This window comes from Nocardioides sp. WS12 (assembly GCF_014108865.1).
In the GTDB taxonomy this organism is placed as follows: domain Bacteria; phylum Actinomycetota; class Actinomycetes; order Propionibacteriales; family Nocardioidaceae; genus Nocardioides.
The window spans coordinates 3,406,050-3,431,659 of record NZ_CP053928.1; the positions used below are offsets into that span (position 1 = coordinate 3,406,050).

15 protein-coding genes and 4 tRNA genes are annotated in these 25,610 nt (G+C 68.0%); 4 read left to right on the forward strand and 15 right to left on the reverse strand.

Annotation, left to right across the window (positions count from 1 at the left end):
- Positions 1-47 precede the first annotated feature (47 nt).
- From HRC28_RS16650 to HRC28_RS16695, 10 genes are all read right to left on the reverse strand, one after another.
- Positions 48-752, reverse strand: a complete 705-nt coding sequence (locus HRC28_RS16650; protein WP_182376577.1) for a signal peptidase I — start codon at positions 750-752, stop codon at positions 48-50.
- A gap of 11 nt (positions 753-763) precedes the next feature.
- Positions 764-1,348, reverse strand: coding sequence for an alternate-type signal peptide domain-containing protein (locus tag HRC28_RS16655; protein WP_182376578.1), 585 nt, complete (start codon positions 1,346-1,348; stop codon positions 764-766).
- 236 nt (positions 1,349-1,584) lie between these two features.
- Entirely contained in the window at positions 1,585-2,478 is an 894-nt protein-coding gene (gene pdxS / locus HRC28_RS16660; protein WP_182376579.1) for a pyridoxal 5'-phosphate synthase lyase subunit PdxS, read from the reverse strand.
- Between the two features lie 31 nt (positions 2,479-2,509).
- On the reverse strand, positions 2,510-3,181 hold the full coding sequence (gene pgsA, locus HRC28_RS16665; RefSeq protein WP_182376580.1) for a phosphatidylinositol phosphate synthase: 672 nt from the start codon (positions 3,179-3,181) through the stop codon (positions 2,510-2,512).
- Positions 3,182-3,208: 27 nt separating this feature from the next.
- Positions 3,209-3,697, reverse strand: coding sequence for an HIT domain-containing protein (locus HRC28_RS16670; protein WP_182380706.1), 489 nt, complete (start codon positions 3,695-3,697; stop codon positions 3,209-3,211).
- Between the two features lie 44 nt (positions 3,698-3,741).
- Positions 3,742-4,470 (reverse strand): TetR/AcrR family transcriptional regulator, encoded by a 729-nt coding sequence (locus tag HRC28_RS16675; protein WP_182376581.1) that lies wholly within the window; start codon positions 4,468-4,470, stop codon positions 3,742-3,744.
- Between the two features lie 97 nt (positions 4,471-4,567).
- Positions 4,568-5,554, reverse strand: coding sequence for a hypothetical protein (locus tag HRC28_RS16680; protein ID WP_237111535.1), 987 nt, complete (start codon positions 5,552-5,554; stop codon positions 4,568-4,570).
- A gap of 2 nt (positions 5,555-5,556) precedes the next feature.
- The gene (gene thrS, locus HRC28_RS16685; protein ID WP_182376582.1) at positions 5,557-7,557 is read right to left on the reverse strand and encodes a threonine--tRNA ligase; all 2,001 of its coding nucleotides are present in this window, start codon (positions 7,555-7,557) and stop codon (positions 5,557-5,559) included.
- A 183-nt stretch (positions 7,558-7,740) separates the two neighbouring features.
- Positions 7,741-7,812, reverse strand: a tRNA-Val gene (locus HRC28_RS16690).
- A gap of 76 nt (positions 7,813-7,888) precedes the next feature.
- Positions 7,889-9,724, reverse strand: coding sequence for an NAD(P)/FAD-dependent oxidoreductase (locus HRC28_RS16695; RefSeq protein WP_182376583.1), 1,836 nt, complete (start codon positions 9,722-9,724; stop codon positions 7,889-7,891).
- A 92-nt stretch (positions 9,725-9,816) separates the two neighbouring features.
- On the opposite strand from HRC28_RS16695, the gene HRC28_RS16700 reads away from it, so the two are divergent.
- Positions 9,817-10,986, forward strand: a complete 1,170-nt coding sequence (locus HRC28_RS16700; protein ID WP_182376584.1) for a GAF domain-containing protein — start codon at positions 9,817-9,819, stop codon at positions 10,984-10,986.
- Positions 10,987-11,005: 19 nt separating this feature from the next.
- Here the strand turns inward: HRC28_RS16700 and HRC28_RS16705 are convergent, their stop codons facing one another.
- The gene (locus tag HRC28_RS16705; protein ID WP_182376585.1) at positions 11,006-11,833 is read right to left on the reverse strand and encodes an aminotransferase class IV; all 828 of its coding nucleotides are present in this window, start codon (positions 11,831-11,833) and stop codon (positions 11,006-11,008) included.
- A gap of 146 nt (positions 11,834-11,979) precedes the next feature.
- Between HRC28_RS16705 and HRC28_RS16710 the strand changes: the two genes are divergently transcribed.
- From HRC28_RS16710 to HRC28_RS16720, 3 genes are all read left to right on the forward strand, one after another.
- A tRNA-Gly gene (locus HRC28_RS16710) sits at positions 11,980-12,052 on the forward strand.
- Between the two features lie 64 nt (positions 12,053-12,116).
- Positions 12,117-12,190: transfer RNA gene (locus tag HRC28_RS16715), tRNA-Cys, on the forward strand.
- A gap of 26 nt (positions 12,191-12,216) precedes the next feature.
- A tRNA-Val gene (locus HRC28_RS16720) sits at positions 12,217-12,288 on the forward strand.
- Positions 12,289-12,362: 74 nt separating this feature from the next.
- On the opposite strand, the gene HRC28_RS16725 is transcribed toward HRC28_RS16720, so the two are convergent.
- From HRC28_RS16725 to HRC28_RS16740, 4 genes are all read right to left on the reverse strand, one after another.
- The gene (locus tag HRC28_RS16725) at positions 12,363-13,556 is read right to left on the reverse strand and encodes a hypothetical protein (protein ID WP_182376586.1); all 1,194 of its coding nucleotides are present in this window, start codon (positions 13,554-13,556) and stop codon (positions 12,363-12,365) included.
- A 181-nt stretch (positions 13,557-13,737) separates the two neighbouring features.
- A complete protein-coding gene (locus HRC28_RS16730; RefSeq protein WP_182376587.1) occupies positions 13,738-14,079 on the reverse strand; it encodes a hypothetical protein in 342 nt (113 codons plus the stop codon).
- Between the two features lie 263 nt (positions 14,080-14,342).
- On the reverse strand, positions 14,343-14,708 hold the full coding sequence (locus HRC28_RS16735; protein WP_182376588.1) for a helix-turn-helix transcriptional regulator: 366 nt from the start codon (positions 14,706-14,708) through the stop codon (positions 14,343-14,345).
- Positions 14,709-14,830: 122 nt separating this feature from the next.
- Positions 14,831-25,465 carry a calcium-binding protein gene (locus HRC28_RS16740; RefSeq protein WP_182376589.1) on the reverse strand — a complete coding sequence of 3,545 codons (10,635 nt, stop codon included), beginning with the start codon at positions 25,463-25,465 and terminating at the stop codon, positions 14,831-14,833.
- Between the last annotated feature and the right edge of the window lie 145 nt (positions 25,466-25,610).

Genomic DNA, 25,610 nt, shown 5'->3' on the forward strand with positions numbered 1-25,610 from the left:
TCGGGCTCTCCTTCGAATGGAATGGGTGTGCGGATCAGCGGTGCTGTTCAGCGAGCGGTACTGCGAATGCGGCGGACCACGATGACGACGACCACGGCTCCGACGACCACGGCGCACGCCGCCGGCCAGGGGTTCGACGCTTCGCGGCTGACCCTTGCTGGTTCGTCACGATCGCTCTCCTCCTCGGCCGCATCGGTGCTGGCGGTCGGATCTGCCTCGACTGGACGCCGCCGCCGGTCCCGGATCGAACCGACGAACATGAAGGCCGCGTAGCCGATCAGGATCGTCGAGACTCCGATCACCGCCGTCTGTCGCTGGCGCCCGGTCAGGGCACTGTTGACGTAGCCGAGGTAAGGCACCGCGTACCAGAGCCGGCCCTTGACCTGGACCGGACGAACCGGCTCAGCATCCGCTGTGTTGTTGGCATCACCTTGAGTGGTGAAGAACTGCTGACCGTCGGTCCGGGTGCCGACTGCCACCACCCGGTGGGTGACGACGGTCGACTTGCCTGACTGACGCTGGTAAGTGATCACGTCGCCGGTACCGATCTCTTCGATCGGGACTGGTTTCATGACGACCAGGGTTCCCGGTGGGTACGCCGGCTGCATGGACCCTGTGAGCACCGTGTACGGCGTAGCCCCTGCGAGCCGCGGTACGACGACCGCGGCCGCGAGGACCACCACCACACCCAGGATCACGAGCCATGCGACGAGCTGGCCGAGCCACCCGAGAGAGGCCCGGCCACGCCCCATCGTGAAACCGATCAGTGGGTGTCGACCTGGGTCAGCGTCACGCCGACCGCGTCCAGAGCAGCCTGGAGGCCACCGGAGACGTTCGAACCGTTGTCGATCGCGCCTGCGCCCTCGACCAGCGGCTCGTCGTCGACCGCGTCATCGAACGGCCACTGGGCCACGAAGGTGACCTCGACGACGTCGCCGTCATCGACTGAGACCGCGCCGGCGTACGTCGCACCGTCGACCTCGATCGTCGAGGCGCTCAGGTCCAGCTCCTCGAGCAGCTCGGCGTCGCCAGTGAATCCGGCGCCCTGGTCGACGGTGATCTCGGCGGCGATGTGGTCACCGACGGAGTCGACCTCGTAGGTGCAGGTCTGGCTCACCGAGTCACCCGGTACCAGCAACTGCGCCACGAACAGCGCCTCGGTCGGCGTGCCCGCGTCGAGCACCCAGCCATCGCCACAGTCAGCTTCGATCAGCTTGAGGTGACCGGTGGCGATCTCGGTCCCTGCGACCGTCGCGTTGTCGGTCCAGTAAGCGAGGGTGCCCGCACCACCCATGAGCAGAACGGCCGCAGATCCAGCTGCGAGCGCGCCCTTCGTTGACTTCTTCATTGACATCTCCAGTCCCCATTGGACCTGTGTCCCCAGGTCCACTTGATGAGCCGTTCTCCGGGAGGCGAGTGCCTCACCGGTCAAACGAAGGGGAACACGACTGGGCATGCCCTGTTCAGGAAACCGGGACTTTGTCCCGAAAGTTTTGCCAAGGGATCATGTGAAATGTCAATCCATCGGTTCCGAGGGTGCCCCGGAACCGATGGCGAGGCCTGCCGGAGGTCACCGGCAGAGGGTCACCAGCCGCGTTCGGCGAGGCGGTGCGGCTGCGGAATGTCCTCGACGTTGATGCCGACCATGGCCTCGCCCAGACCGCGCGAGACCTTCGCGACGACATCGGGGTCATCGTGGAACGTGGTGGCCTTGACGATCGCCTCGGCCCGCTCGGCGGGGTTGCCGGACTTGAAGATGCCCGAGCCCACGAAGACGCCCTCGGCGCCGAGCTGCATCATCATCGCGGCGTCAGCCGGGGTGGCGATGCCACCGGCGGTGAAGAGCACGACGGGCAGCTTGCCGGAGCGTGCGACCTCTGCCACGAGCTCGTACGGCGCCTGGAGCTCCTTGGCCGCGACGTACAGCTCGTCCTCGGGAAGCGAGGACAGGCGGCGCAGCTCGCCCCGGATGGTGCGCATGTGGGTCACCGCGTTGGAGACGTCGCCAGTACCGGCCTCGCCCTTGGAGCGGATCATGGCCGCGCCCTCGGTGATCCGGCGCAGGGCCTCACCGAGGTTGGTCGCACCGCACACGAAGGGAACGGTGAAGTTCCACTTGTCGATGTGGTTGGCGTAGTCAGCCGGGGTGAGGACTTCGGACTCGTCGATGTAGTCGACACCGAGGGACTGCAGGATCTGGGCCTCGGCGAAGTGGCCGATGCGGGCCTTGGCCATCACCGGGATCGAGACGGCCTCGATGATCGAATCGATCATGTCGGGGTCGCTCATCCGGGACACGCCACCCTGGGCGCGAATGTCCGCCGGGACGCGCTCGAGAGCCATGACCGCAACGGCCCCGGCGTCCTCGGCGATCTTCGCCTGGTCGGCCGTGACGACGTCCATGATGACGCCACCCTTCAGCATCTCGGCCATGCCGCGCTTGACCCGGGTGGTGCCCTGTTCCTGCTGCTCGCTCATGCGAACGATTCTACGGCGATGGGCTGCGCCTTCACGCCCCGGGGGCGTCGCTGGACTCCCCCGCCGGTGCAGCCGCAGCCGACTCGAGCGCGATCGCCTGACGTCGTACCTTCAGGACGCGGAACCCGACCGTGTAGGTGCTGGCGACTGCGAGTGCCCAGAGGGTGACGTACATCAGGATCGGCAGGTCGAAGATGTCTGCCAGTCCGGTCATCACCAGGATCGAGACGAGCCGGTCTGCGCGCTCGGCGATGCCGCCCTTGGCGTCCATGCCGAGCGACTCGGCGCGGGCACGGGCGTAGGAGGTCACCGAGCCCATGACCAGGCACCACAGGCTCACGCAGAGGTAGAGGTAGCTGTCGCCCTGGCCGTCGCCGGTGCCGGCGAAGTACAGCGCGAGACCACCGAAGATCGCACCGTCACCGATCCGGTCGAGGGTGGAGTCCCAGAAGGCACCGAACTTCGACGCCCGACCCATCTCGCGCGCCATCCGGCCGTCAATGAGGTCGCTGAAGACGAACGCGGTGATGAACAGGACCCCGTAGAGCAACTCGCCGCGCGGGAAGAACGCGAGGGCGCCGACGACCACCCCGATCGTGCCCACGAGGGTCACCGCGTCGGGACTGATGCCCAACCGGATGAACAGGCGGACGAACGGGTACAACACAGTCCCGCCCCAGAACTCCTTGAAGCGCTCCAACACGGGTCGGAACCTACCAGCGCACGCCCGTCAGGTCGGCCACGCGTCGGCCAACAGGTCACGGGTCTGCTCCAGCAACTGGGGCAGGGTCTTGGTGCCACCGATGACCGTCATGAAGTTGGAGTCACCGGACCACCGCGGCACGACGTGCTGGTGCAGGTGGCCCGAGAGCGATCCGCCTGCTGCCTCGCCGAGGTTGAGGCCGACGTTGAAGGCGTGCGGCTGGGACACCGAACGGATGGCGCGCAGGGCCGCCTTCGTCAGTGCGGCGACCTCCGCTGTCTCGGCGTCGGTCAGGTCGACGTAGTCGGCGACGTGCCGGTACGGCAGCACCATCACGTGGCCGGGGTTGTACGGATAGAGATTGAGGACGGCGTACGCCGTCTCCCCTCGTACGACGACCAGGTCGTCGTCCGTCGAGGTCGCCGGGTCATCGGTGATCCGGCAGAACGGACACAGGGGCCGCGGTTCGGCGTGTGCCGGCTGCTCCTCGGTCGCCTCGCCCCGCACGTACGCCATCCGGTGCGGCGTCCACAGCCGGTCCAACTCCCCCACGCCGGTCCTCACTCGCCTTCTGGATCATTCAGGGCGAAGGGCTCCACCAGCGCGGAGATGTGCACGCCGGAGACGTCCAGTCCCCGCGACAACGCCAGACCGTTGATCTGGACCCAGATGGTCTCCTTGATGACGTCGACGAACACCTCGGGCTTCGGTTCACGCACCGGGCGCTCGATCCAGCGCCAGACGCCCGCGAAGACCCCGCCGATCAGTCCGAACACCCAGGGGTCCAGTGCGGCGCGATCATCGTCGGTCAACTCCGCACCGAGGCTGTCGACCACGGTGGCCATGAGCGTCTCGACCGTCTCCGCGACCTGCTGGATCGCCTGGCTCAACGGACTGGGACCCCAGCCGGAGAAGTCGCGCTGGGCGAACCAGTAGAGCGTCGGGTGGGCCGACGCCCATCCGACGAACGCCGACGCGATGAAGCGAATGACCTCCTCGGTCGTGCCGTCCCGCATCAGGGACGGCAGCAACGTGTTGCCGATGTCTTCACAGATCTGGCGCTGGACGGCGATGTCGAGGTCGCCACGATCGGCGAAGTGGCGGTAGATCACCGTGCGGCTCATCCCGGCCTCGTCGGCCACCGACTGCACCTGGACCTCTTCGCCCGGCGCCTGTCGCTCCATCACGGTGATGGCAGCGTCAATGATCACCTGGCGGCGTACCTGGTTGTGCTCCTGCCACCGGGTCCGGCGGCCGTCCAGCAGTTCCGGGCTGTCGTCCGAAGACATCAGCACTCCCGTCGTCCCTAGCTCCCCACGTGAGCTCGCCACGTGCGGTCCCATTCGCCGGAGGTCCGGCACCAAGGGGCAGACTAGCCAACGGTGCTCAGGTGAACCGATGGAACCACTGTCCGAGGTCGCGTGCGATGCCCGGGCAGGTGATGTTCTGGTCCCGACGCTGCTCGACCCACTGGCCCATCACCGCAGGCCCGCCCTGGATGGACCAGTCGTCGCCGCAGCGGTTTCGAGCCTCCGCACGGGAGGTCTGCCCGGCCGCCCGCCACTCCGGGACTCCCCCGAGGCTCAGGTTGCCGACGACGCGCTGGTAGAGGCTGGGCGTGGAGTACACACCGATCCGGAAGCCGGCGTCGACGTACCCACGGGCGACGCCCTCGATGACCGCAGCGTTCGCCTGGAGGTCGTCGCTCCACTCGAAGACGGGGACCGGTTCGACGTCGATCCAGACGATCGGACTGAGCAGCCCGACCCGGCCCATCGTGCCGATGTTGTAGCGGGCCATCTGGTAGCCGACGTTCTTGAGGCGACCCAGCTTGGTCGAGGCATCATGCGGGCCGTCGGCGGCGTACTCGTCGAGCGTCTCCTTGTCGGGATAGCTCGACACGGCATAGACGGCGACGAGGACGTCGTTGTCCCTGGCCCATTTCACCTGGTCGGCCAGACAGGGGTTGGGCGTGAACCCGGGACCGTTGGTCAGGCCGAGTACGACGTACTCCGCCTCGGGCAGCGGCATCGGCATGCCCAGCCCCTGCTTCTCGGGAATCCCCATCCCCTTGGGGCACTGCGGCCAACTGATGTCGCTGCCCAGGACCTCGCCGTCGCGCGGCGCGATGTTGCTGGTGGGTTGGTTGCCCTCGCGGGCGAGGTTCTCGGCGGCCTCGGCGAGGTTGCTCGCATCGGCGCCGGGGTCACCGGCATCGCCACCGGGTCGCCCGGTGTCGGTCGCCGCCGTGGACCCGGTCGTTGCAGTGCTCGTCGGCGGGCGCGGCGGCGCGCCGGCGGTCGGGTCGGTTCCGCCGCAACCTGCGAGCAGGAGCAGCAGGACCGACGACGCCGCCATCGCCCCCCGGCGCATCGTCAGACCTGCGAACGGGTGGCGACGGCCTCGAGAACCCGAGCGATGGCGTCGGCGATCGGTACGCCGTTGTCCTGGCGTCCGTCGCGGTAACGGAAGCTCACGGCACCCGCCTCGACGTCGTCCGCACCGGCGATCAGCATGAACGGCACCTTCTGCAGTTGCGCGTTGCGGATCTTCTTCTGCATCCGGTCGTCGGAGTCGTCGACCTCGACGCGCAGGCCGGCCGCCTTCATCTGCTTCGCCACGTCGTACAGGTAGTCCGCGAACGTGTCGGCGACCGGGATCGCCTGCACCTGGATCGGGGCGAGCCACGGGGGGAACGCTCCGGCGTAGTGCTCGACCAGGACACCGAAGAACCGCTCGAGCGAACCGAACTTCGCGGAGTGGATCATCACCGGCTGGTGCTTCTGGCCGTCGGCGCCGTTGTACTCGAGCTCGAACCGGGCCGGCTGGTTGAAGTCGTACTGGATCGTCGACATCTGCCAGGTGCGGCCGATCGCGTCGCGGCACTGGACCGAGACCTTGGGGCCGTAGAACGCGGCACCGCCAGGGTCGGGGACCAGTTCGAGCCCGGACTCGATGCAGACGTCCTCGAGCACCTTGGTCGCGATCGCCCAGTCCTCGTCGGACCCGACGAACTTGTCCGGCTTGGAGTCGTCACGGGTCGACAGCTCGAGGTAGAAGTCGTCGAGACCGAAGTCCTTGAGGAGGCCGAGCACGAAGTCCAGCAGGTGCTTGATCTCGCCGGGGGCCTGATCAGCGGTGACGTACGAGTGCGAGTCGTCCTGCGTCATCCCGCGAACGCGGGTCAGGCCGTGCACGACACCGGACTTCTCGTAGCGGTAGACCGAGCCGAACTCGAAAAGCCGCAACGGCAACTCGCGATAGGAGCGCCCGCGCGACTTGTAGATCAGGTTGTGCATGGGGCAGTTCATCGGCTTGACCATGTAGTTCGATCCCTCGAACTCCATGGGTGGGAACATCGTGTCCGCGTAGTACGGGAGGTGGCCCGAGGTGTAGAAGAGCTGGTCCTTGGTGATGTGCGGGGTGCCGACGTACTCGAAGCCCTCTTCGATGTGGCGCTGGCGGACGTAGTCCTCCATCACGCGCTTGATCACGCCACCCTTGGGGTGGAAGACCGCGAGGCCGGAACCGATCTCGTCGGGGAAGCTGAACAGGTCGAGCTCACGACCGAGCTTGCGGTGGTCGCGGCGCTCGGCTTCCTCGATGCGGTGGAGGTGCTCGTCGAGCTCCTCCTTGCTCGGCCACGCGGTGCCGTAGATCCGCTGGAGCTGCTTGTTCTTCTCGTCACCGCGCCAGTACGCCGCGGCACTGCGCATCAGCTTGAACGCCGGCACCCGCTTGGTGGTCGGCAGGTGCGGCCCGCGGCAGAGGTCCTTCCACGCAACCTCGTTGTTGCGGTTGAGGTTGTCGTAGATGGTCAGCTCGCCGGCACCGACCTCGGCACCAGCACCTTCAGCCGCGTCGGCCGCGGACCCCTTGAGGCCGATCAGCTCGACCTTGTACGGCTCGTCCTTCAGCTCCTCGAGCGCGTCGGCGTCCGTGGTCACGCGACGGGAGAACCGCTGGTTCTCCTTGATGATCTTGCGCATCGCGGTCTCGATCTTGACAAGATCCTCGGGCACGAACGGGGTCTCGACGTCGAAGTCGTAGTAGAAGCCGTTGGTGATCGGCGGGCCGATGCCGAGCTTGGCAGCCGGGAACAGCTGCTGCACCGCCTGGGCGAGCACGTGCGCGGTCGAGTGGCGCAGGATGTCGAGGCCGTCGGGGCTGGAAATGGCCACCCCTTCGACCTCGTCACCGTCCGAGAGCTCGTAGGACAGGTCCTTGAGCGTCGGCTCGTTGGTCGGGCCTGTCGAGACCCTGGCCGCGATCACGTCAGCGTCGTCGCGGAACAACTCCCAGGCCTTCGTGCCCGTGGCGACCGTCTGTTCCTGGCGCGCTTCGGCGGACAGTACGGCGACCTTGATGTCGGACACGAAATGACTCCTTGGTGGTGGTTCCCGAGACATGCTGAAACGCGGCCGGATGGCCGGGTGTCGATCGTACCGACCCGCTCCCCTGCTCCGCGCGCGAGTAAGGAACCTCGTCGCGTCGGCCCGGACGGGCTGCCGAAATGCCGCGAGGCCGGCCCCTTGCGGGACCGGCCTCGTCTGATCGGGTGGGCGATACTGGGTTCGAACCAGTGACCTCTTCGGTGTGAACGAAGCGCGCTACCACTGCGCCAATCGCCCGATCATGATGCGGCGCAGACTCTAACGCATCACGATGTCGTCACCGGAATCGGGCGGGGTCGTCGTACCCCTGCCGTCACCCGAGGTGGTGCACCTCCTGGAGCCGGTGGACGGGTGTCTCGAGGCCGGCGTGGCGGGCCTTGAGCTGCAACGCGAGGTACAGCGAGTAGTGGCGGGACTGGTGCAGGTTGCCGCCGTGGAACCAGAGGTTCTCCTGCTGCGTGGGCTTCCACATGTTGCGCTGCTCCCCCTCCCACGGACCGGGGTCCTTGGTCGTCTCGGAGCCCAGGCCCCAGACCTTGCCGACGCGGTCAGCAACTTCCTGGCTGATCAGGTCCGCCGCCCAGCCGTTCATCGAGCCGTAGCCGGTCGCGTAGACGACCAGGTCGGCCGGCAGTTCCGTGCCGTTCTCGAGTACGACGGCGTGCTCGCCGAGGTGGTCGACCTCGCCCTTGGCCAGCTTCACGTCACCGCTGGCGACGAGCTCGGCAGCGCCGACGTCGATGTAGTAGCCCGAGCCGCGGCGGAGGTACTTCATGAACAGGCCCGAGCCGTCGTCGCCCCAGTCGAGGTCGAATCCGGCGGCGGTCATCCGGTCATAGAAGTCCTTGTCCCGCTCCTTCATCTGGTCGTACAGCGGGATCTGGAACTCGTGCATGATCCGGTAGGGCAGCGACGCGAAGACCAGGTCCGCCTTCTCGGTGGTCATCCCCGCCTCGAGCGCCCGCTCGGAGTAGAGATCCCCGAGTCCGATGTCCATGAGCGTGTCGCTCTTCACGATGTGGGTCGAGGACCGCTGCACCATCGTCACGTCCGCGCCGTGCTCCCACAGCGCGCCGCAGATGTCGAAGGCGGAGTTGTTGCTGCCGATCACCACGACCTTCTTGCCCGTGTAGGCGTCGGGGCCGGGGTGCTGCGACGAGTGGTGCTGCTCCCCCGCGAACACGTCCTGGCCCGCGATGGCCGGGATGTTGGCCTTGCCCGACATCCCGGTCGCCATCACCAGTTGCGAGGGCTTGAGCACGAGCGGCTTGCCCTCGCGCTCGAGGTGCACGGTCCACTCCCCTGCGGCCTCGTCGTAGGACGCACTGGTGGCGATCGTGTTCGACCAGTACGGCACCTCCATGACCTGCGTGTAGAACTCCAGCCAGTCGCCGACCTTGTCCTTCGGCGCGAACACCGGCCAGTTGTCGGGGAACTTGAGGTACGGCAGGTGGTCGTACCAGACCGGGTCGTGCAGGCACAGGGACTTGTAGCGGTTGCGCCACTGGTCGCCCGGCCGCGGGTGCTTGTCGATCACCAGTGCGGGGACACCGAGCTGGCGCAGCCGGGCACCGAGGGCGATGCCGCCCTGGCCGCCACCCACGACGAGCACGTACGGCTGGGTGTCGACCCCGAGGGCCGCCTCCTCGGCGTCGCGCTTCTCCGCCCACGTCACGCGCTCGCGGGTCGCGCCGTGCACGGCGCCCATCGGACGTCGTACTCCACGGGGCTCCTCGTGGCCCTTGAGCTCGTAGAGCGTGGTGAGGAAGGTCCAGGCCTTCGGGCCGTCCTCGTCGACCAGCCGGAGGAGCCCGCGACCGCGGCCGACTCCCGTCTCGAACTCGAACCAGGCGGTGGTGACGCCGTCGGCCGTCGTCGCCGGTTCGGACAGCCGGAAACCGCTCGGCTCGACACGATCGAGCGTCTGGGCGAGGAGATCGGACACGCCGTCGGGGTTTTCGACCGTCGTGAGGTTCCAGGAGAAGGCGACCAGGTCGCGCCAGAAACTGGTGGCGGCGAAGAGGCCGGCGGCACGGTCGATGTCGCGGGCGACGAGTGCCTCCTCGAAGGCGGCGAGCCAGGTCGTGGCCGGGTCATCAGGTACGTCGGCGGGGGCGACGTCTACGGGGCGTTCGTCGAGTTGGGTCATGCCGTCAGGACACTCCCGGCAGCGGGTCGGGCGGAACCGTTGCACGTTGTTGCATGTGGTCCCGGTCACATCGACGGACCTACAGTGAGGACATGACCGCACCCACCGATCTGGTGACGCGGGCTCGTGACCTGGTCCGGATCCACGACGCCGTGTTGTCCGGCGGCGCGCCCCAGGAGCGACCACGACCTGTGGTCGCCCGTTCGTGGAACCGGGTGCTCGGGCTCGGCATCGATCCCGACGGTCGCAACGGCCGCGATCCGCTCGCCCCGTTCGAGGTGGATGAACGCCGTCGTACGTCGCGACTGGCGTTGGTCATCGACGAGATCCGCGAACTCCTGCTCAGCGCCGCTGACGCGTCGAACTACCTCGTCGTGGTGGCCGACGCCGACGGGATAGTGCTGTGGCGCAGCGGTTCGCCCCGGGTCAAGCGCCAGGCGGACAACCTCGGATTCGCCGAGGGCGCGGTCTGGACCGAGGGAGCCGTTGGCACCAACGCCATCGGGACGGCGCTGGCCGAGTCCGCCCCGGTGCAACTGTTCTCCGCCGAGCACTTCGAGAACGCGCAGGTGCCCTGGTACTGCACGGCCTCGCCCATCCATGACCCGATCGACGGCACCCTGCTGGGCATCGTCGACGTGAGCGGTCCCGCCCTCACGCTGCATCCGGCCATCGAGGCGCTGGTGACGGCATCGGTGCGCCTCGCCGAGGCCCGACTCTGGCGACACCACGAGGAGGGCCTCGAACTGCTCCGGCGTACGGCAGAACCGCTGCTGTCCGGCGCCAACGGTCCGCTGCTCGTGGTCGACGACCATGGCTGGGTGGCAGCCCACCAGGGCGTCGCGGTGCGCGACCGGGTGGAGGCACCCCGCGCCGACCGGGCACTGGCCGTGCCGGGCCTGGGGCTCTGCCTGCCGGAGCGGCTACGCGGTGGCTGGCTGATCCGGCCATCGGCCGAGGGCCACGTTCTTCACGCCACGCTCGACCTACGCACCTCGCCCGCCATGCTCGAGGTCACCGGTGGCGACGCGCCCTGGCGCGTTGCGCTGACGCCCCGGCACGCCGAGATCGTCGCCGCGCTGGGCGCTGCTGGTCGCGTCGGCGTCACCGCAGCCGCACTCAGCCACCGGTTGTACGGCGACGGCGAGCACCAGGTGACGGTCCGGGCCGAGGTGTCGCGGATGCGGCGGGCACTCGGCGCGCTGCTCGCGACGAACCCCTACCGGCTTGGTGCGGGCGTCGAACTGAAGGTCGTCGAGTAGCCGCGAGTCGAGACGCAGGTCAGCGGTCGAACCCCAGCAGCTCCGGCTCCCGCTCACGCCAGGCGGTGGCCGCGGCGCGGGTGACCGGTCCCGGCGCCGGGAGCTCCCGGTCATCCCAGAGGCGTACGCCCTGGACGTCCCGGGTCGTGGAGACGAGGAAGATCTCGTCGGCGCCAGCGGCGACCGCCAGCGGCTCGTCGACCTCGCGGCCACCGAACCACTCGAGGACCAGGTCACGGGTGACGCCGGCGAGGCAGCCGCTGGCCAGCGTCGGGGTGCGCAGTTCGCCGTCGACCACGTAGAAGACGTTCGTGCCCGTGCCCTCGCAGAGGTTGCCCGCGAGGTTGGCGAAGATCGCCTCCGTTGCGCCCTTGGCCCGCGCGGCCTCGAGAGCCACCACGTTCTCGGCGTAGGACGTCGTCTTCAGGCCCGCGAGGGCGCCGCGCTCGTTGCGCGGCCACGGCACCGTGATCACGGACGTCGTCTCCGCCGCCGCTTCCATCGGTGACGCCACCACGATCAGCGTCGGCGGCTCGCCTCCCCGTCCGGACCCCAGCGGCGCGTTCCCACCCGTCACGGTGATCCTCAGCCGACCCAGCGGCATCGGGTCCCCGTCGAGCACGGCAGCCACTCCCCGTCGTACGTCGTCGGGCGAGAGACCGATCAGGCCGAGCCCTGCTGCGGATCGCTCGAGGCGGTCGAGGTGCCGCTGGAAGGCGAACGGCTGGCCGTCGACCACCTTGACGGCTTCGAACACTGCGTCGCCCACGGTCAGTCCGTGGTCCGTGACGGGCACCGCCGGGGCGGTCGCATCGGGCAGCAGTTGACCGTTGATCCACACGCGCATGGGACCACCCTAGAAGCACCATGTTCAGGCGTACGGCACCGCCGCGACATCCCGAAGGTGGGGCCCGTTTTGGCACCACCCACCCCATCGGCTAATGTTCTGACGCGCACCAGAACAGGGTCGAAAAACCCTGAGACGGCGTGCATGCGGACATAGCTCAGTTGGTAGAGCGCAACCTTGCCAAGGTTGAGGTCGCGAGTTCGAGTCTCGTTGTCCGCTCGGAGAGGTCAGACCCACTGGCTGACCAGGTCAGTCCAGATTTGTTGGTTTGGGTGGCCTTCGCGGTGGGTTGGCCGAGAGGCGAGGCAACGGACTGCAAATCCGTGTACACGGGTTCAAATCCCGTACCCACCTCCACAACACAACTTCACAAGCTTCACCACGGGCGATTGGCGCAGCGGTAGCGCGCTTCCCTGACACGGAAGAGGTCACTGGTTCAAACCCAGTATCGCCCACAGAAACGAACCCGCCCCTGAGCTGCGCAAGCAGAGTCAGGGGCGGTTTCGCGTTGGGTCCACGTGGCCCGGCGTCAGCCGGCTGACCACTTGTTCTTGGACTGCAGCGCGCCCGGGAAGAAGTCCTTGCCCCAGCGCTCCCCGATGCGCTCGAACGGCTTGAAGTCGTCGTGCAGCACCTTGCCGGCCTTGTCCTTGACGACTTGCACCTTCGAGCCACCACCCATGACGTCGTCCCATTCCTCCTGGGTTTCGCCGTACTCCGTGCGCTTCCCGTGCGCCACGTGGTCGACGCCGATCGCGTGGCCGAACTCGTGTGCGGCGGTGGACTGCTCCGAGACCAGTGGGGTGATCTTCCCCGTCACCGGGTCCTTCGGCTGACCCTGGTACTGCTCCCGCTTCTTCACCACTCCTGCATCGGGAGCCATGCCGCCGCGGCGCTCACCTGTCTTCAAATCGGTGCTGATCTCCCCGGATTCATACGTGGTGTTCTTGAGGTCGATCGGCAGGTGTTCGCCCCCATCGACCCACAGCACAGTGACCTGCGTCTTGAACGACGCCACCTTGAGACCCGCTGCGTACGCGGGCCTGACGTTGCCCTTGCCCGACCACGTCGACTCGACGATCGACTTGAACTGCGCCTTGAATGTCTCGATCTCCTTCGGGCTCGGGGGCGGGTCACCGCCAGGCACGACCTTGGCCTTGAAGATCAAGGAGATGAGTCCCGTGGTCGGTTCGACGAACGCGTCGAACCGTCCGTCGAAATCGCCGCGCTCGAAGGTTCTCGCCTCCTTCGGCGCTCCGACGTACTTCATGATGTCGGTGATCTGATCGATCGGCAGCGATCCGAGCTCTGCCGCCGTCGCCGTCGCGTACGCCTTCCAGTCCCCCTTCATGGTGACCGCGTTCATCGCCGCCACCAGCCGCGGACCGCCGACGAATGCGCCGGCCACCTTGTCGGTACGTGCCGCGGCTGGCTCCAGGGTCGCCAGTGCGGCGAGCAGTTGCGGCATGGCGAATCCCTGGATGTCGGCCAGCGGCTTCTCGTTGTCCTTGTCCCGTTGGACGGCGACAGCGCGCTGGACGGCAACGGACGTCGCGTGATTGCCCACCAGTCGCTGGAGGGCAGCCAGCTGCCGGGGACCGCCGGCACGACCGGCAGCGAACAGTCCCAGCGACGGAACACCCGGCTGAGGGGCGAGGTCGGTGGATGCGGCGGGGCGGGCGGAGGCAAGTGCCTCCGCCGGCGCGTGCTCGCGATCCGCCATCAGCCAACGCTAGGGACGACTGTCGCGATCCAGAAGAGTCGGCGCGCGCACCAGCGGGCAGGCACGGTGCCCCAACGGGCAGCCCGCTGTCGGGTGGGGCCGAGCCGAACGGCCCCACCCGACAGCGTCGCCGGCGCGGACGGAGTCGCAGCCCTCGGGCCACTCCGCGCAGGATCGAGCGTCAGAGACTGACGCGTGACCGGGCCGACCGGCCGAGCAGTTCCAGGACGGCACCCACGATGGTCACCACGGCCAGCACCATCACGAGCGGGAACCAGATGATGAGCGCCGCAGGTGCGGACGCCACGGCAATCAGTCCCGCTGCTGCGCGGGGGCGACTCCCCCGCAGGAAGATCCCGATCACGATGGCCAGCGCCAGCGCGCCCAGAACGGGCACCTGGTCGACGTACGGCTGCCCGTCCTCGAGCAGGTTGTGGACGCCACCCCAGACGTAGAAAGCGGCCACCAGCGCGGCGGTGACCACCCACCACGACGTACGCACGAACTCCTTGGTTGTTGTCATCAGACTCGACCTCCTTTCGGTCGGCCGACTCCGGAGCCGTCGTTGCGTGTGAACCCAGCTGAGGTCGGCCGGGATCCCGGTCACGACCCGATGCACGATCACGGCATTCACCACAGCGGATGAATGTCCGTTCTCGTGCGCGTCGGTGGACTGCTCCCACAGGTCGGATGTGATCTCGTCGCGTCGGCGTTCGGCCGCTTCCGCGCTCACCCACCCCGTGTAGAAGCCCACCCACATCCGCGCGACGCGCGCCGCGGCGTCCATCAGGACAACTCCAGACCGGGCACGCCGGGCGCACGCACCCGTGACTGCTGCCCGCCCTGTTCCGCCCGATGGGCAGCAAGACTCTGCGCGGCGGCACCGGTCACTTCGTACATCCGGCGACGCGGCCGTCCCTCGCGCACCGCGATCTCGGCGTCCTCCCAGACGCTGGCCACCAGACCTGCCGCCTCAAGGCGCCCGAGAGCCTTGTAGAGCGTCCCGTGGGACGTGAGCTTGCCGGTGTCGCCGGCCAGCGCCTTGGCCAGGCGGAACCCGTGGAACTCCGCCTCGCCCGAACGCCTCAGCGCGAGTCCGACCTCGAGGATCTGGGCCTCGATCGGGATCAGGGTTCCGGCCTTGCGTCGCATGACCACAGTTTATGGGAAGATATCTTCCCATTGTCAATGGCCCACACGGGCCATGCGATCAGGTCGACCCCGTCAGCAGCGATGTGCCGCTGACGGGCGCTCGACCGAAGGCCCGCAGGTGGTCAGAACCCGGCGCAGGCGCTGTCGTCGAAGTGACCCGGCGTCGACGGGTACGGGCTGCCGGTTCCGTGGCCCTTGCCGTCCTCGGTGTTGACCAGCGCCAGTTCGTCGTACGCCGACGTCCCCGGCGTCAGCACGTCCGCGCTGGCACCCGGTCGACCGGCACCGTTGCCCGTGGCCCAGACCTGGAGGAAGGACTGGATCGCAGGTGACGGGGCACGCAGGTCGTTGAAGCCGCCGTACGCCGAGTTGCAGTGCGTGTACAGGTTGTAGACGCCGTTCCAGTCGATCAGCCGGTCGCCGCCGTTCGGACCGTTGATGGCCTGGTCGGCCTGCATCACGTCGCGGTCCCAGCCGCCGTAGATCCAGTCGATGCCCTGGCGGTGCTGGTTGTTGGCCTGCGTCGCCACTGCCGCTGTGTCGTCGGCACGGTCGGTCATCTCGAACCACGAGCACGGATCGGTGGTGCCGTCCTTCTTCGTGGTCACCGGCGCGGAGCCTGTGGTGCAGGTCCGGCCCGTGAACTGGGCGCCGGTGCCGTACACGCCACGCGGACGCCAGTCGATGATGTCGTCGTTCTTGCCGCCGGCCAGGTGGTCGATGAACTCACCGCTGGCGCCGGGGTCGGCCAGGCACGCCGCATCGGTGGCCACGCACTGCCTGCCGAGCCCACCCCACAGGACATCGTTGCCGCGACCGCCGAAGAGCGCGTCACCACCGGTGTCGCCGTTGGCGAGGTCGTCGCCGGCACCACCGTGGATGGAGTCGTGGTCGTTGCCACCGCGGATCCGGTCGGCGCCACCGAACTCGATGCCGTCGAGCGGCATCTTGGCAGCGGTCGGCCCGCCGACGAAGTCCATCCCGTTGACGTCGTGCAACAGGTCGGCCTCCCGGCTGACCGAGCCGCTCAGGCGCGTCTTGTGCGTCACCTGGGGCGGCTGGCTCAGGGTCGTCGAGGTCGCGCGAGAGCCGTCCTCGTAACGATCCTGGACACCACCGCGGTCGCCGAGGATGGAGTCCTCGCCGTCGTCGCCGAACAGGTTGTCGCCACCGAGCTCGCCATAGAGGTCGTCGTCGTCGGCGCCACCGCGGATCGTGTCGGCGCCGTCCTGCCCGTAGAGGATGTCCTGGCCGTCGTCACCGAACAGGATGTCGTTGCCGGACGCGCCGCTCACCTCACAGGTCGCGCTGGCTCCGGACCCGCTCACCGGACAGAAGCGCGTCGACGCCTTGCCGCCGCCGGCCACCCGGACCTTGGCGTCGCCCGTTCGGGAGCTGCCGTAGCGCTTCGAGTAGATGGCTTCGCTCTGCTCGTTCTCGACGACGCGGGCGATGGAGCCGTTGTCACCGACCACGAAGTCGTCGTCACCGTCACCGTGAATCGTGTCGTTGCCGTCGCGGTAGGCCTGGCGGCTCCAGCCACCGGTGATGTCGTCCTGACCGGCGGTGACGGTGTTGGCGTCGACGCCGGGGGTCGCCCACGCAGCGCCGGCAGGGGCAGACACGATCTCGAGCGCCGTCAGAGCGACGTCACCGTTGATGACATCGGCACCGCCCTGCCCCTCGATGTAGTCGTCGTTGCCGCCGCCGCTGATCCGGTCGTTGCCGTCCTGACCGAGGATCACGTCCACGCCAGCCTGGCCGGACAACGAGTCCGCCCCGGAATGCAACGAGTTGGCACTGGCCGTCATCGGACCGTTCAGGTCGAACTCCGCCACGCCCCTGCCGGGAACGAGCGCGTTCTGGTCCGCGTCAGCCCGGTTCGTCCGCCAGTCGCGACCCGACGTGACCCGCGTCAACATGCCGTTGTCGCCGATCGCCAGGTCAGATCCCTCGCCGCCGTAGACGTTGTCGTCGCCGTCCGGCTGACCGACAGCGCCCCCAGCGTTCGTCGAGATCGTCGCCGACGAACCACCGACGACGTCGTCGTCCTCCGTGCCGCCCAGCACCAGGTCGGAGCCCTGGCCACCTTCGGCGTAGTCGGCTCCCGAGCCGCCGTCGGCCCGGTCGTTGCCGCCCTGGCCGAGGATCACGTCGTTCGCCGCGTCGCCGGTCAGCTTGTCGGCTCCGGATCGGTCCGACGCCGCACTGTCGCCGAGGTCGTACGGCGCGATCACGCGCTGCACTTCCACCCGGTTCGCCGTGAGCGAACCCGCCACCGGGAAGGAAGCGATCGGACGGGTCAAGGATCCGTTGTCACCGAGCAGGACGTCCTCGCCGGCATCGCCGGTCAGGGTGTCGTCGCCATCAGCCTGACCGGACGCGTTCGGCAGGACGCCGCTCGCCGGTGTGAAGGAACCACCGACGACGTCGTCGTCCCCTTGGCCACCGCGCACGGTGTCCGCTCCCCGGCCGCCTTCGCCGTAGTCGGCGCCAGCCTGCAGCGAGATGTCGTCGTCGCCACGTTGTCCGAAGACCACGTCGGCGGCGTCGCCACCTTCGATGGCGTCGCCACCGGCGACGCCCGTCTGTGTGCCGGACTCGTCCGCCAGGTCGACGCCGCGCGTCGTGGTCAGACCGCGGCCGGCCATCACCGGGTGCGCCGTACCACCACGGACCACCCAGGCGTTGTCACCGGCGATGACGTCTTGCCCTCCCCCGCCGTAGAGGGAGTCGTTCGCATCCGGTCGGCCGGGCTCGGATCCCAGGAGCAGGCCCGAGGCGAGCTCGGAGGAGCCACCGACGAGGTCGTCGTCGCCAGCCTCGCCCCAGATCTGGTCCGTACCGGGGTTGCCCTCGGCGTAGTCGTCGGCGTTGCCGCCGTAACTGATGTCATCGGCCAGACCGCCATAGCTGCGGTCGGCGTCGTCGCCGCCCACGAGGTAGTCGTTGCCACCAAGTGCGGCGTTGTCGGAGCCCAGGTCCGTCGGGTACGGCGCACCGGCGAGCTCGTCGGTCGTCGCGTTGTCACCGACGAGGACATCCTCGCCACCTGCACCCAGCACGGTATCGGCGCCATCGTCCGTGCCGGCCTTCGACGTACCACCGAGCAGCACATCGGCCTCGGTGCCACCATCGATCCAGTCGTCGCCCTTGTTGCCCTGGAGCCGGTCGGCGCCTGCGCCGCCATAGAGGGCGTCCGCGCCGGTGTTGCCGTAGACCTGATCGGTCCCGGCCTCGCCGTAGCCCTGGTCGTTGCCGCTGCCGCCGTAGACGAGGTCGGCGTCGTCGCCGCCATAGAGGTGGTCCGTGCCGGAGTTGCCGCAGACTCGATCCGCAGCACCTGCGGTGTAGGCCCAGTCGCCACCGCCACCGGCGTTGACGATGTCCACTCCATTGCCGCCGAAGATCAGGTCAGCCGCATCCGCTTCGACGGTCGTCTCGTCGGGCTGCTTGCTGACCGGGTCGGACTGCACCGCACAGGCGTCGACCGTGGTGTCGCCGAAGATCGACGACGGTCCGTCCGAGCCGTAGATACGGTCGCTTCCCGTGCCGCCCACGAGCTTCTTCGGGCTGCTGCCCGCACCCGGGAGCACGATGACCTCGCGGGCGCTGCCGAGCACGTCGGTCGCGGAGCCGGGTTCGCCGACTGTCGAGAGAGCCGCGACGACATAGTCGTCACCCGGACCACCGTAGATCTCGTCCGAACCGAGGCCGCCCGTCAGTACGTCGGCACCTGCGCCGCCGTACACGATCGCCTTCTGGTTCGACAGGGACCCGGTGGTGACGAAGTCCAGGCCGTTGGAGCCGTAGACCGTGTCGTTACCGATACCGGTGTCGACCGTGTTCCGGTCCGTCGCCGCGTCGTCCGCTCCGGTGCCGCTCTCGCCGATCTTGTCGTACTTGCCGGTGTAGATCTCGTCGTCGGCCGAGCCACTCTTCATCACGTCGCTGCCGGGACCGCCCACGAGGACGGAGTCCCTCCCGCGGTAGAGCGCTTCCTCCGCAGCCGAGCCACCAGTGGTACCGGCCTTGATGCCCTCGGAGTCCGCCAGGACGCTGTCGTTGGCGGTACCGATGGTGTCGTTGCCGCCGTTGCCGGCCAGCTTCACCTTGCCGAGACCGGCAGCGATCTGGTCGTTGCCCGAGCCGGTGGAAGCGAACAGGACGGCGTCGGTCGGAGCGACCAGACTGCCGACGTCGACCGGGTCAAGGAGGGTGACCTTCCCGGCCTTGGCCGGGGCGAGGTCGACCTCGCGTGCAGCGGACAGCGGCACCAGCGAACCGTCACCGGTCACCGAGTCATTGCCGTTGCCCACGGTGATCGAGTCGTTGCCCGCGCCACCGGCAACGATCGCCTTGGCCGCACCGACGGCATCGGGCGAGTCAGCCAAGTCGGTGCGATCCAGGGTCGTGACGAGGTCGGATCCACCGCCCGAGTCCACCCAGGACGTCCCCACCCCGGTGCGGATGACGTCGTCACCGTCACCGGTGAAGACGACGGCGGTCTTGTCGAAGGGCTGGGGCACGGCGTTGGCGACCGGAGCCGAACCACCCGTGAAGGAGACCGTCAGCTTCCCGTCGTAGTCACGGCCGTCGAGGACGACCGTCTTGATCGTGTTGCCACCCTCGTCCGGGAAGGTCTCGGTGAGGCCCAGGCCCCGGATCTCGACGGCCGGCTTGTGGACCTCGCCGTCCTCCTCGGTGTACGCCGGCACCTGACGGACCACCCAGGTCTCGTCCTTGCCGCCGGAGTCCCAGAGGGCGTCGCCGCGAGGGCCACCGCCACCGAACTTGCCCGCGAAGACGTACAGGACGTCGCCCTTCGTGCCCCCGAGCCTCGGGGGCGGCGGCGTGCAGTTCGGCTTGAGGTTGAAGTCGAGCAACTTGATGTTGACCAGGGTGAAGTCGAAGCTCACCGAGAACGGACTGATCCCGATCTCGACGAAGATCTTGATGTAGAGAGAGAGCTCTCCCCCGACGTTGAACAGACAGATCGGATTCTTGGCTGCCGCAGCGGCGAACTCGAACAGCCGGAACTTGCCGTCGTTGTTGGGGTCGTTCCAGTAGAAGCCGACGGTCAGCTTGATGCCGCCGACGACTCCGACCTCGAGGATCCCGAGGGACACCGAGGCGCCCGCTTCCAGGTAACCGGTGAACTTGACGACCGGGATCGGTACGCCATTCTTGTCGATCGTCTTGAAGTAGAGGCTGTCGAGGACCTCGGCTGCGTCACCGGTCTCGATCGCCTTGCGGATGCCGTAGGTGTCGAACCCGGCCGCGATCCGGAGCTCGACCGAGGCACCTCCACCGATGACCATCATCACCGGCGGCGGGGCGTAGATCGGGCCGAAGGACTTCTGGAACTGGAAGCCCAGGCTCAGCGGACCACTGTCGAACTCGACCAGCGGGATGTCGCCGCCGCTGATCAGGTTGAACAGGATCGTCGGGTCCTCGATGACGGGGATCGAGATGCCCGCCGTCAGTGCGGAGCGCGGCTGGACCTTGGCGGGGTTGGCCAACGACCCCGAGGCGTCCTTGGCGTTGATGGCGTTCGTCGCGCCCGGCTTCGGATCGTAGGTGCCGCCCGGCGCACTTGCCGGTGTCTTGTCGATCAGCGCCGTCGAGTTGCCTGCTGTGACGTTCGTCGTCGCCGTTCTGGAAGCGAGCAGGTTGAAGCTGCCGATGTTGACACCGCAGTCGTTCTCGGTGCACTTCACATCGTTCAGGAGTCCCCGGACGGTCTTGAGCGCGTTGAGGAACGGCTTGATCTTCGCCCCGCCCGGGAGGGTGTTGAACTTGTCGGCGAGGGTCGCGATGGTGACTTCACCTCCACCCGCCGCCTTGGACAGGTCGGAGATCACCGGCATGGGCGTGAAGATCGTGTCCAGGATCGGCTGCAGCGGTTTGGCCGCGTCGACGATCTGCTTCAGGTACGGCGCCAGTGCGTCGCCGAAGAACTTGCCGGCGTTCAACGTCACGTTGTTGAACTTGATGACCAGGTTGTCGGTGTTGCTGGGCGGAACCGCCGGTCCGGAGCTGGCACCCCAACCCCAGGTCAGCCGGAAGTCCGTGGACACACCGGGCATGGCGGCATCCACCGAAGCCTTGAGGTGCCAGTTGATGTCGACCTTGGCCTTGATGCTCACCTTGATGGCGTCGGCAACCCGGATCCGGGCGATCTCGGCGAGGCTGAGATCGCCACCGGGGCCGATGATGTCGATGCCGAACAGCCCGACGAACTCCGGCTTGATCGGCGCGTTCTTCTTCACGTCGACCTTGATGATCGACAGCTGGGCCTGGAGGTCCGGCGTGGTGCCGTCGGCCTGGTCGAGCTGGAGAGCCGCGCCCACGGCGAACTCGTTCACCTTGCTCGTGTCGATGTAGAACCCGCGACTGCGGCTCATCCCGATCTTGACGTCGAGTGACCAGCCGACGCCGCCGCTGACCGAGCCCCCGTCGCCGGTCTTGAGCGAGAGACCCGGCAGACCCAGGTCAACCGGCAGCTTTCCGCCGAGGCACTCGCCGAGGCCGTCGACGGTTTCGTCGTCCTCGCAGCCCTTGTCGGCCGAGACGATGCCCTGGCCGAGGACCAGGCCCAACGTCACGCCTTCGATCTCCGTGACGGACGCCAAGTCATCGCAGGCCAGGGCCGGCAGGCGGGGCGCGTACTTCGTCGCGATGTACGTCGCCGGTGCCGGCGTGGTCTTGTTGTCGGCGTACGTCAGCACACCCTTGGCAACCGTGCCGAGAGACTTGTAGACGCCGTCAACGGTGTTCGACCGGAGGATCCGGTAGCCGGCCGTCGCTGCTTCGACTTCCTCCCACGTCACGGTGTTGTATTTCGTGGCCGACAGGCCGCTTGCGTTCGTGACGACCGAGCTGGCGTCCGAGGGGACGGATTCCTTCGTGACGGTGGCGCTCTCCTTGTAGAGCGAGACCACCTTGTAGAAGTACGTCGTCGTGTCGGTGTCCGCAGCGTCGACGGCTTCCGCTTCCGGTGCCGCCGGCGGGAGAAGCGGGCTGTTGCAGGTGAAATCGAGCTGGATGCCCGTGGGCCCGTTGATCTTGATGTCCAGCGCTTCGCCGAGCTTGGTGGTGAGCAGCTCCCTGGCCTTGCTGACCGTGCTCGGGTCGCCGTTCGCCTGGATGAAGTCGTCGATCTTCTTGCGGGTGTCGCCCATGAAGTCGGCGCCAGCCTGCAGGTCCTTGCCGATGACCGGCAGCTCGCCGCCGTTCGAGGCGGTGCGCAGCGCCGTTTCGGCGTAGAAGAGGTACTGCTGGAGTCCCTCGGCCAGGGTGCCGAACTCGAACGGCTTGCCGCTGATGAGTCCCTCGAGGTCGCCCGGCGTCTCGACCACTGTGCTGGTGCCCGTGAAGACGTCGCTCAGGTCGTCTCCGTCGCCGAGGGTGCTGGTGACGGTGAGGTTGCCACCCAGGACTGCCGTGTCATTCACGAACATCGGGAAGTCCGCACACAGGATGACGGCGTCTTCGTCGCCACAGTCGGCGCCACCATTGGTGAGCGCGACATCGAATCCGGACGAGAAGAAGTCGACGATCGACGGCGTGTCCTCGCCGGTCGTGCCGGTCACCTCGACACCGAAGCCCGCGTGGAAACTGCCCGGCTCCTCCTCGGTGCCCAGGTCGACACTGATCGGGCCGATGCTGGCCCCGATGTGGGCGTTTTCGGCAGAGACGTTGACGCCGAAGTCGATGCTGGACTCGGTCTCGTCGACGAGGGTGTTGTCGATCGGGTCGAGCATGGCCTCGGCACTCAGCGGAAGCAGCAGACGCAGCTTCACGGTGCCGCTCGCTTCGACGCTGAGTTCACCGCCGCCAGAGACGCCGATCAACTGCTGGCCGTCGAACTCGAGGTTGACCTCGCGGGCCACGCCGTACTCGCGGTGCCAGGTCAGGTCGAGGCGCAACTGGGCACCGTCCGCGCCCGCATCGATCAGGCCGAAGTCGATGGTGGAGTCGTGGCCGAGCGCGTCCTGGGCGATGGCGATCGTCTCCTGCAGCGAAGCAGGGGTACCGGCCATGAGGGTGTGCGCGGCACCGAGGAGTTCGTTCTCGACGAGGTACGGCGTCCCGTCCTCCGGCACGCTCTCGAGTTGGGGCGACAGCACGAGGATGTCGCCGTCCTGGGCGACGATGGTGGAGAGGGTCGACCCGATGACGATCTGGCGTCCGACGAAGGCTTGGTCGAAGTCGGCCCCGGCGTCGGTCAGCCAGGTCGTGGCCGGAATCTCGCCTGACGCGGCGTGCTGGCTGTAGTCGACACCGGCGGCGCCACTGGCGCCCGCGCCGATCAGCTGGCCGACCGACGAACCGACGAACGGGATCGGGACATCGAGCCCGCCGCCGGTCATGGTGGTGAGGTCACTGCCGGCGTTCTCGAAGGCTGCCTGGACGCCACCGAACAGGGACGTCGGGTTGTCGGGCTCGAAGTTGAGCGCGAGGAGGAGGCCAGCGCGCTCGGCGTCCTCGGGGGTGACCGTCACCTCAGCCGGGTCGGCGTCGGCGTCGATTCCGTTGGCGAGGTCCGCGACGCTGCCCGTCACCGTCACGTTGGTGGAGTTCTCGCCGTCGGCGAAGGCGTCCGGGGCGTCATCAACGCTGATCTCGAGCTCGGCACTCATGGAGCCACCGAGCTCCTGGGAGAAGACGTCGTCGGCCGCGTCCGAGGTGTTCTCGGCCTGCCGGCGGACCCGCTCGACGAACGCAGGAATGGGGATGTCGCCTTCGCCCTCCAGCGTGAGGGTCTGCTCGACGGTCGCGTCCAGGTCGCCACCGATCGAGAGCGCGAGGAAGCCGCTCGAGGTGTTGATCTGCACCGGCGAGGTGATCGACGCATCGGCGTCGAGGACGGTGCGGTCCGACTGGCGCAGCAGGACTCGGTCGGCAGCCAGCGGCAGAGAGGTGATCACCCGGCCCAGTCCGCTCGCGTCCACCTGCTGGAAGGGACACGGCGCCGTGGCTTCGCTCGGGTCGCAGTCAGGGACCTCCTCCTGGTCGCCGTTGACGTAGGTCAGCGGATCGCTCAGGTCGAGGGCCATCGGCAGCGTCACGGTGACCTCAGGCGTCACGGTTGCTGTCGAGAGCGGTGCGTTCGCGGCCGCGACACCTGTCTTCGCCTTGAGCGCGTCGGCGAACTCCGGTGCGCCGGTCTTGGGGTCGGCGGCCTCGACCGAGAAGCTGATCCCGTCGTCCGGGGTCCCTTCGGACCAACCCGCAGCGGTCAGCGTCAGGCTGTGCTCCGTGAACGAGGCAACCGTTCCGTACGACGTACCAGCGGTCACACGGCGGCCGAGGAGGTCGGCGCCGGGCGCGCCCGGGGCGCCATTGAAGTCCACGCCCGTCGCGGTCAGACCGGTCGCGCTGTAGTTGCCCGTGCCCGTCGTGGCCGCGCCGAGGATGTTCAGCTCGAGGTCCTCCACACCACCGCGGGTGGTCTGGATGGTGAAGTTGACGACCTTGTCCGTCGCGTCATAGGTGGCGGCGTCCCCGTCCCCGAGCACCTCGATCGTCCACCCGGCGTCGGCGTACACGGAGCCGTCGAGTTCCTCCAGCATGTCCTGAAGGGACGCGAAGGTCGGCTGACCCGGTGTCTGGTCGTCGGTGTCCGCGTCCGGCACGTGCTCGGCGAGGAAGTTCTTGATGCCGCCCACGGCGTCGATCGCGTTCGCGATGGAACCACGCATCAGCGGCAGGTTGCCGTCCTTGGCGTCCTGCATGCCGATGACGGCCGAAGCGGCCTGGGACAACCCGGCGGCAAGGTCCCGCGGAGTCAGGGTGAGGAACGGCTGCGCCTCATCGGGTACGACGGCAGTGACGCCGGGCGCCTCGAAGGAGTCCGGGTTCGCGGACGACAGCGTGACGGTGCCGCCGACGCTGGGAAGATCTGCGACCAGGCTGCTCGACCGCGGCTCGGCGACGAGCTCGCCGGTGAGTTCACCACTCCGTGTGGCGGTCACCAGGCCGGTGCCCGCACCGTCGGCGGCCAGCTCACCGTCGTCGACGGCGACCGTGTCGGGGTTGTCGAAGGCGAGTGCGCCCGCTGCGTCGTTGTCCGGGTTGGCCCACGCCGTGGTGACAGTGCTCTCGAGGTGGTAGTCGTCGTCCCCGTCGCTGCCGGTGACCTCGACCCCGAGGATGCCGAGACCAGCTTCGAGCACCTTGCCGTCCGGCAGGTCAGCCGTGGTCGCGATGGTCAGCGACGGGTCGGTCAAGCTCGTCAGGTCGTCCGTGGCGTCGTACACGAACGTGAACGAGCCGGTCATCGTGCCGGTGACCTCGATGCCGTCACCGGTGGACAGGCTCAGGGTGCCGTCCTGGGCGCGGATGTCCAGGCCAGCATCCAGATCGACGGTTCGGGTGAAGCCGACCGTCAGGGTGTGGTCGTTCGGCTTGCTGGCGTCGAAGGTCCAGCCACCACCGTCAGCGCCGTCGATGTAGGTCGTCAGAGCGGTCAGGCTGTCCTGCGTGTCCGCGTCCGCCAACTGCCCCCCGGCAGCGAGCGCTTCGGAGAACGCCGTCTTCAGTTTCACCGACTCGGCTGGCGTGACCGCCAGCGTCGGCAACTGCTGGGACAACGACGTGCTCGATGCCACCTGCGGCAGGAAGTCCGAGGCGAACCGCTTGAAGAACCCCGTCACCGCCGTCGTGGCGTCATCGGGAGCAGCGGCCTGCGCCGGAGGCGAGACCGCGATTCCGAGGGTTGCGACCACCGCGACCGAGACCGCTGAAGACATGACGGAACGATGGCGACGCAGCATGAGAGTTCCCTCGTGAGCCCGCGGGTCAGAACGTCGGGGGTCGGTGTCTGCCCCCACGGGCCTAGTCAACGCTGAGTCTGGCCCTCAACCACGTCCGCCCGAGGCGAAACGGTGCAACCTC

Bases quoted from the DNA above. Each gene is read 5' to 3' on its own strand.
- HRC28_RS16655 (WP_182376578.1), bottom strand. From the start codon at position 1,348: ATGAAGAAGTCAACGAAGGGCGCGCTCGCAGCTGGATCTGCGGCCGTT.
- HRC28_RS16700 (WP_182376584.1), top strand. From the start codon at position 9,817: ATGACCGCACCCACCGATCTGGTGACGCGGGCTCGTGACCTGGTCCGG.
- HRC28_RS16725 (WP_182376586.1), bottom strand. From the start codon at position 13,556: ATGGCGGATCGCGAGCACGCGCCGGCGGAGGCACTTGCCTCCGCCCGC.
- HRC28_RS16735 (WP_182376588.1), bottom strand. From the start codon at position 14,708: ATGCGACGCAAGGCCGGAACCCTGATCCCGATCGAGGCCCAGATCCTC.
- HRC28_RS16730 (WP_182376587.1), bottom strand. From the start codon at position 14,079: ATGACAACAACCAAGGAGTTCGTGCGTACGTCGTGGTGGGTGGTCACC.
- HRC28_RS16740 (WP_182376589.1), bottom strand. From the start codon at position 25,465: ATGTCTTCAGCGGTCTCGGTCGCGGTGGTCGCAACCCTCGGAATCGCG.
- HRC28_RS16675 (WP_182376581.1), bottom strand. From the start codon at position 4,470: ATGTCTTCGGACGACAGCCCGGAACTGCTGGACGGCCGCCGGACCCGG.
- HRC28_RS16670 (WP_182380706.1), bottom strand. From the start codon at position 3,697: ATGGCGTACGTGCGGGGCGAGGCGACCGAGGAGCAGCCGGCACACGCC.
- pdxS (WP_182376579.1), bottom strand. From the start codon at position 2,478: ATGAGCGAGCAGCAGGAACAGGGCACCACCCGGGTCAAGCGCGGCATG.
- HRC28_RS16680 (WP_237111535.1), bottom strand. From the start codon at position 5,554: ATGCGCCGGGGGGCGATGGCGGCGTCGTCGGTCCTGCTGCTCCTGCTC.
- HRC28_RS16705 (WP_182376585.1), bottom strand. From the start codon at position 11,833: ATGCGCGTGTGGATCAACGGTCAACTGCTGCCCGATGCGACCGCCCCG.
- HRC28_RS16650 (WP_182376577.1), bottom strand. From the start codon at position 752: ATGGGGCGTGGCCGGGCCTCTCTCGGGTGGCTCGGCCAGCTCGTCGCA.
- HRC28_RS16695 (WP_182376583.1), bottom strand. From the start codon at position 9,724: ATGACCCAACTCGACGAACGCCCCGTAGACGTCGCCCCCGCCGACGTA.